The sequence below is a fragment of the Limosilactobacillus pontis DSM 8475 genome (assembly GCF_001435345.1).
Taxonomy (GTDB): Bacteria; Bacillota; Bacilli; order Lactobacillales; family Lactobacillaceae; genus Limosilactobacillus; species Limosilactobacillus pontis.
Window position 1 is genome coordinate 10,284 of the sequence record NZ_AZGO01000062.1, and the last position, 7,609, is coordinate 17,892.

Genomic DNA, 7,609 nt, shown 5'->3' on the forward strand with positions numbered 1-7,609 from the left:
CAAGGTCCTTCTTTCTAATGGAATGTTGTGGTAACACCATTAAAGACCTTGATGGGTTTTTCTGTCCACTTAAATGTTCAACTTAAATTTTACAATCTGCCCTAAATAAAAAATAAGAGGTAGATATAGAGTAATGCTTTGACACTAGTACCAAACCACCTGACAACGTTTTTACAACTTACGAGGTTTCCATGGTTCTTCTTAATTTAGCTGCTATCAACTTGACCAATAAAGATTAAGAGATACTCTTTAACACCACTTGATAAAGGAATATTATACGTCAGGTAATTTACTGTTCCTTTGTATTTTGAAAGACCCTAAATTTATAGATGAGGGATGCTGGAAAATAAAAGTGGTATTTGCAGAGAACAAGTGGTGTTAAGCGTGGTGTAAAGATGTCACCAAGGTTAATTGCCGTTAAGGCTTCTGCCATATATTCCTTTTTACACATGGCCTTTAATTGTTGTAGTTGGTTACTTGGCTCAATAAAAACATTATGAACCATCATTAGATTAAACTGCATTAGTACGAAAATTAAATAACTTCTTTTTAAGTAAGGGTATGGGAAAGTGTCTTTTCTTATTTTCTGAATAGCTTTTTGATATTCATTAATCATACTTGGATTATATTTCCTAACAGTTGAATCTTCTGATAAGCAATAGTTATATAGGAAAGAGTCTTCAAATACCACGTGCCTACAGGAGAGTAAATAACGAATTAAAAATTCAGAGTCTTCAGAATATGACAATGAGGTATCAAAATGGATACCGTTTTTTTTTATTGTATTGGTACGATAGAGCTTTCCCCAAACCGTTAAATATTTAGTGGGATTTTCTAATACTGTGGTTAATAACTGCTTGACATCGTTTTTGGTTTCCGTCATTGAATAGAGATTAACCTTTGAGTGACCCACAAAGTAATTGAAGAATATAAGGTCAGTGCTGGCAAATGAAGGTGAAGAATACTTTTTCAAATCGAATTTTCGAGTATCTGTAATATAATCATCGGCATCTAGGAAGGTAATCCACTTACCAGTAGACAACTCGATTCCCTTATTCCGGGCGTTTGAAACGCCACTGATTGATTCCGCATATTTAACATTCTTATTTTTTTTAATTATCTTTTTGATGATTTTTTCGGTACTATCTGTTGATCCATTATTTATAGCGATTACTTCGATCTCATTATTAGAATATACTCCGGTACTTTTTATAGAGCGAGCTATCGTTTTTTCACAATTAAACGCTGGAATTATCACTGTTAAAAGCATTTAAAACTCCTATTTGAACTTAATTAAACAACTTACAAACTACAATTAAACCTATTAGTTAATCCTTGTCAAGAGTAATTAAAATACACTCTAAGATAGGGAACCTGTATCTTTAGATATATACCGATGAAAAAAGGATAATCACTTTACCTCATTAGAGATGTTAGACATATATGGCAATAAGGTTACATTTATGTTTCAAAGATTATTGTTGCTTAACAAAGAAACGATATCCATTGTCTCATAAACGAGAAGCTGGTATCTTAGACACTGTTAAATAAAATTAAAAGATTGTTTGAAATTAAGAAAGGAAAATTTGAACTCTGATGGAAACCAAGAAACATTTCAAGTTATTTAAAGCAGGTAAGAAATGGTGTGTTATGGCAGTCGCTGTTGTTGCAACGATGATTGGCATGACCACTGTTGCCAATGCCGATGTGACTAGTGATGCGTCAACTACTGTTCAGACGGCTCAAGTTGTTAACACCAGTGCTACTACTAGCCAAGCCAGTGCTAGTGCTGATACCGACGTTCAATCTGCAGTAGCCACTGTTTCCAGTGCAGACGTTCAAAGCCAAACTGCTGCTACTAGTGCTGCCACAAGTACGGAAGTTGCATCTGCCCAGCCGGCTGAAGTTGCTTCTGCTCAGCCAGTTGCTGAAGCTTCGACTTCTACTGTCAGTGCCCATGCAGCTACGCCAGCTAGCCAAAAGAACGGTTGGGTAAACGAAAACAACCAATGGACTTACTACAACAATGGTAACATTCAATCAGGGCGCAGCTATTCTTACCTGCCAACCATTAATGGCCAGGGTCACAGCTGGTACCTAGTTGATAACGGTATTGTTCAATCCGGTGTTCAAAAGTGGGCTGGTACGTACTACGATTTCGACAGTAAGACTTACCAACGTGTGGATAATAACTATGTAGAGTCTCAATGGGGTGACTGGTACCTGTTTGGTAACGATGGTCGAATTCAATCCGGTGTTCAAAAGTGGGCTGGTACGTACTACGATTTCGACAGTAAGACTTACCAACGTGTGGATAATAACTATGTAGAGTCTCAATGGGGTGACTGGTACCTGTTTGGTAACGATGGTCGAATTCAAACCGGCGTTCAAAAGTGGGCTGGTACGTATTATTACTTTGACCCAAGCACATACCTGCGTGTCGACAATGACTACCGTCAATCCCAATGGGGTGACTGGTACCTGTTTGGTAACGATGGTCGGATCCTTTCCGGTTTACAACAATGGAAGGGTCAAACCTACTACTTTGATCCATCAACCTACCTGAAGGTTACTAATTCTGATGTCACCGTTAATGGTGTTAAGTACCACTTAGATAACAACGGTGTGGCTAAGGTAGTTAACAATGTTGATGCCAAGGTTAACCGGGCATTATCTCAGCGTGGTGTTGCTTACGTTTGGGGTGGTAACACGCCGGCCGGATTTGACTGCTCAGGTCTTGTTCAATGGGCATATGGCTTAGGTGCTAACTACCGGACTACTTACCAACAAACTACGTTAGGTGCTCACCACTACGATGTTTACAATGCGCCAAAGGGTGCTCTCCTGTTCTTCGGTGGCGATTCTGCTCCTTACCACGTTGCAATTTCTCTTGGTAATGGGACGTATGTTCACGCTCCAGAACCGGGTGATGTTGTTAAGATTGGTTACTCTAAGTACTTCAAGCCAAGTTACTTCATTAATATGTAGTATATTAAGAGTTTACATAGTTTCAAATTAAAAAATGTAAATTCAAAATCTACTTTGTTATAATGACTTTGACTAAAGAATACAGGGAGAAATTTAAATGAAATTAAGTGCTAAATTGTTCTCAACTGTTGCTGCCTGTGGAATGGTATTGAGCCTGGCTGCTTGTGGCAATACTTCAAAGACTAGCTCTGCCAAGTCAGAGGCTGTTCAAAGTAGTAGAGTTACGAAGAAGCATAACAGCAACAAGGAAAATGCAAATAAAGGTTCGCAAAAGACAAGTGCATCCAATAACTCTTCTTCAAAAACTAGTAGCAGTTCCAATGTGACGAGTGGTTCAACTAGTTCTGATAGGTATTCAGTAACAGCGACATCCGAAAGTGCTAATGGGTCTTCAAAATCGGCTAGTGTTGTTAAGAAACAAAGTGCTTCTCAACAGGCAACAATGAATGCTACCGATGCTAAGAATATTGTAAAGGAACACATTGGTAATCAGTTGAATAACCGCGGGGTCGCTGGTCAATCTACTAGTGACTTACCATCGATTGATTCTATCGATGGTTACACAGCCACACAGAATGGTACTAATAACTGGACAGTTAGTGGTAATGGCCATACGTATAATGTCACCGCTAGTTCAGTTACGGGTAACTAATCTGTTGCTGTTTATATAAGCTTAATAGTGTATAATGAGTCGGTGCGTATAGTTGCTATCGGCTTATTTTTTATATTAATTGGGAGAACATATAGATGAGTAAGAGTAGAAATGATTACTGGCTAGTAGTATTAGCAATAGCTCTGCTGGGAATAAATATCAACTATCCAACTGATTCCCAAATACTTAGGATAAATAGCAATCCTTGCTATTCACTCCTTTTTACATTATGGGTATTAATCTTATTTCAAGGATTAAGAAAGGGAAAAATTAGGCTAGTTTTAAAATATGATTGGTTTGTAGGCTTAATTTTTTCGTTATTGTATTGTATAACTTTTGCAGTTAATAATAATCTTGGCAAAACTTATTTTAACGGTGGATTGAACATAGTCTTTACTACTTTTTCGATACTTAGTTGGATGATAGTTTATACGTTAACCTTTAGTTATGTCAGATGTCATTTTGGTATTGTAAGTTTAAGTACATCGATTACTCCCAAAATGGTTTATATTTGGTTGCTATTAGCAGTAATATGGGGAATCTCTATAATTGGTTTATTACCTGGTCAGATTTCATGGGATGGAATGCGGCAATTTTGTGAATTTGACGGTACTCATATTGCTAAGCTAGACTTTACCTATGTTCCAACGAATCATCATCCTTGGATTACTACTATTATTTTTGGAACATTATTTAACATTGGGAAATCCATGCTAGGTGTAAATTTTGGCGTATTTATTATAATAATAGTACAATTTATTATTAGTAGTATTATATATACTTTTGTTATTAAATACGTTTGGCAAAGGATTGGTAAGTTTGGTGGATTATTTACGTTTATTTTATTTGCCTCTCCTTACTTTAGTTCATACATTGTAACAATCGATAAAAGTACGCTTTATTATGCTTTTACAGCATGGTTCTATTTAATGTTTGCTAAACTTTTTGAAAGTATTAATAGGGAAACTAAGCCTTGGAATTATATTGGCTATTGCGTTTCTGCACTACTATTTAGTTTGTTTAGAAATGATGCTTTTTTAATTGTGATTGTTGCTACTACTATCCTACTTTGCTTGTTCATTAAGAATAAGGTAAGACTGGTATGGATAGCTAGTGTTTTTATTTTTCTATTAGGAATTCATTTTGGCTGGAATGCATATTTAAATCAAAAACAAGTAATAAAAAGTTCACCATCTGAAGCTTTAACTATTCCAACAAGGCAGCTTAGTAATATTTATTTAACTGATAAGGACTATTTAAATAAAGCTGATTTGGAAAAAATAAATAAAATAACTCCGTTATCACAGATAAAGTCAAAATATAATGTTAATAATGGGGATGGATTAAAGTCATTATATCCGTCTGATACTTTTTTAAATACCGATTATCTTATTGAAGATGTTGTCCAACATAAACTAAGCATGGCAACTACTAAAAAAGAGGAAAAAGAAATAGTCGAGTATTTAAAAGTCTGGGCCAAAGTTGGAGTTAAAGATCCAGTTTCATATATTCAAGTATATTTGACAGCAAATTCAGGTTATTTAAATCCATTTATAAATTATAACGCTTCTCTATTCTTAGATTATTATCCGAAAGTAGGATATTTTATGCAACCTTCTTGGTATAAGCGGTATCACGCTTTGTTTAGTAATGAAACTAGGCAAAATATATATACCATACTTAGCATATTTGTTATGTTCCCACCATTGGCCATTATCTGTAATCCAGCTACTCTTGCTTGGGTATCATTAGTCTTGTTCTTTATCTTGATAAAGAAAAGATTAAAAAAAGAACTATTGTTTATATTGCCATTACTGATTATGTGCATACTTTTTACAATTACATCGGTAAATGGGTATACGAGATATACACTTGGTGCGCTTGCAGCTTTACCAATTGTAATTTCATATTTATGGGTAAAATTAACATCTCTTAAGAAAGTAAAGGAGAAATAATTCATGTCTGATAAGATTGCGGTGTTGATTCCTTGCTACAATGAGGGAAGAACAATAGAGAAAGTTGTCTTAGATTGTAAAAAGGCAATTTCGCAAATTCCAAATTCTAACGTGTATGTTTACGATAATAATTCAACCGATGAGACGGCCAAACTAGCCGAGAAGGCTGGAGCAATTGTCCGTCATGAATATATGCAAGGGAAAGGGAATGTCATTCGCCGAATGTTTCGCGAAATTGATGCAGAGTGTTACATTATGATTGATGGGGATGACACCTATCCTGCTGAGGAAATTCCCCAAATGGCTAGTTATGTTCTAAACCAGAAGTACGATATGGTTGTAGGCGACCGATTGAGTTCGAGTTATTTTGAGGAGAATAAGCGGCCATTCCATGGCATCGGAAATAAGTTAGTGCGAGGTAGTATTAACTTCTTCTTTAAGAACGACATTCGTGATATCATGACCGGTTACCGTGCTTTTAGTGCAGAATTTGTGAAGACTTACCCAGTCCTTTCATATGGTTTTGAAATTGAAACTGAAATGAGTATTTTTGCAATTGTTAATAATATGGCGATGATTAATCACGTGATAGAATATCGTGATCGACCAGCTGGTAGTGAATCTAAGCTTAATACTTTTTCCGACGGCTTTAAGGTTCTACGCTTAATATTTACTTTGTATCGTAATTATAAGCCACTTAAGTTCTATGGTTTTCTTTCTTTATTGCTATTTATTATTGCGGCAATTGTTTTTATCCCACATGTCTGGCTCCCTTACCATTCAACTGGGATGGTTGCTAATATGCCGACTCTTATTGTTTGTGGATTCTGCGTTATCGCTGGAATTATCTCATTCTATAGTGGGCTAATCTTGGATTCTATTCAACGTCAAGATAGACGAGAATTTGAATTTAGATTACAGGAGGTTCACCATTTTTTGAAGCAAGAAAATAAAGAATAATTTACATAGTACGTATAATACCCCTTAGGGTTGACACTTAGAAATAATAAAAGTGTGAATCCTAGGGGGTCGTATCAAGTTGTTTTTTTAATATCTGCTTTCATTCGGCCAATTTTTTTATCCCACGCATTCTCTAGATCTTTGATGGATTGGTCTTGGTGCTCCTTAAGCTGCTTGAGGTATGTGCTGGTGTTAAGCGATGATGTTGCTTTGTTAAGGGTAGCATTGGTTTTCTTAATTTCCTGATTATGCTTATTTTCGGTATCCTTTACGGCCTGATCATGACTCCCTTGGGTAGCTAGTCAGTTAATGCCTTTTTGTAGGTGGTGGGGCCTTTTTGGCTTCTGTTGCCGTTGTGTTAGTTACTGTTGGGTATTCTTGAGGTTCGCCTGAGCCTTAGTTAGAGTTGTCTGGTCCTTAGCATCACTGGCCGAGTTAATAGTTTCTTGTACTGTACCGCATCACTAGCTGTAGAGTAGGCTGTATCAGCGGATGAGGTTGCTTTCTCGTAAGTAGTTTTGGCTTTCTGATTTGCTGAGCTGATCGTTCCGATTTAGAAGTATCTGTTGCCGATTAGGCCTTATTTCTGGCACTTTGGGCATTCTTGTAGGCCTGAGTTTTGCTTACATCGTGTACCTTAGCATCGTTTACCGTTTGTTGGTAAGCAGCACTATTAGCACTTTTTTGCTTATCGATTTTTGCTTGGTAATCATGGGTGATTTGTTGGCTAGTAGAGGATACTGCTGAGCTATATGCAGATTTTGCCGTGGTTGAAGTGGCGGCATTAGCAATTCCAGCACCCCTATATTGGTAATGCTGGGGTTGCCGTCATCTTAGTCTATGGCAGTATTGGTTTGATTAGCCATGACATTATTTTGGTTGATAACATTTAAAAATGTTAATCCTAATACCGTAATGGCGGTAGTTAATCATAATTTTGCCGCTTTATATAGTGTTTTTCGCGGATAATATTATTCTATTTAAGTAATCAATATTATTGTCAAGGGCGGTTTAAAAATGTTATAAAAGGGCGGAATAAAATTGTATGATTTGG

The 7,609-nt window shown here is 36.4% G+C and carries 5 protein-coding genes; 4 read left to right on the forward strand and 1 reads right to left on the reverse strand.

Annotation, left to right across the window (positions count from 1 at the left end; translation table 11 throughout):
- Window positions 1–289 precede the first annotated feature (289 nt).
- Entirely contained in the window at window positions 290–1,270 is a 981-nt protein-coding gene (locus FD34_RS06530) for a glycosyltransferase family 2 protein (RefSeq protein WP_057807941.1), read from the reverse strand.
- A gap of 326 nt (window positions 1,271–1,596) precedes the next feature.
- On the opposite strand from FD34_RS06530, the gene FD34_RS06535 reads away from it, so the two are divergent.
- From FD34_RS06535 to FD34_RS06545, 4 genes are all read left to right on the forward strand, one after another.
- Window positions 1,597–2,988, forward strand: a complete 1,392-nt coding sequence (locus tag FD34_RS06535; RefSeq protein ID WP_057807943.1) for an NlpC/P60 family protein — start codon at window positions 1,597–1,599, stop codon at window positions 2,986–2,988.
- Between the two features lie 97 nt (window positions 2,989–3,085).
- Entirely contained in the window at window positions 3,086–3,640 is a 555-nt protein-coding gene (locus FD34_RS08495; protein WP_083479920.1) for a hypothetical protein, read from the forward strand.
- 95 nt (window positions 3,641–3,735) lie between these two features.
- Window positions 3,736–5,595, forward strand: coding sequence for a DUF6020 family protein (locus tag FD34_RS06540; RefSeq protein WP_057807945.1), 1,860 nt, complete (start codon window positions 3,736–3,738; stop codon window positions 5,593–5,595).
- Between the two features lie 3 nt (window positions 5,596–5,598).
- On the forward strand, window positions 5,599–6,555 hold the full coding sequence (locus FD34_RS06545) for a glycosyltransferase family 2 protein (RefSeq protein ID WP_057807947.1): 957 nt from the start codon (window positions 5,599–5,601) through the stop codon (window positions 6,553–6,555).
- The last annotated feature ends 1,054 nt before the right edge of the window (window positions 6,556–7,609 follow it).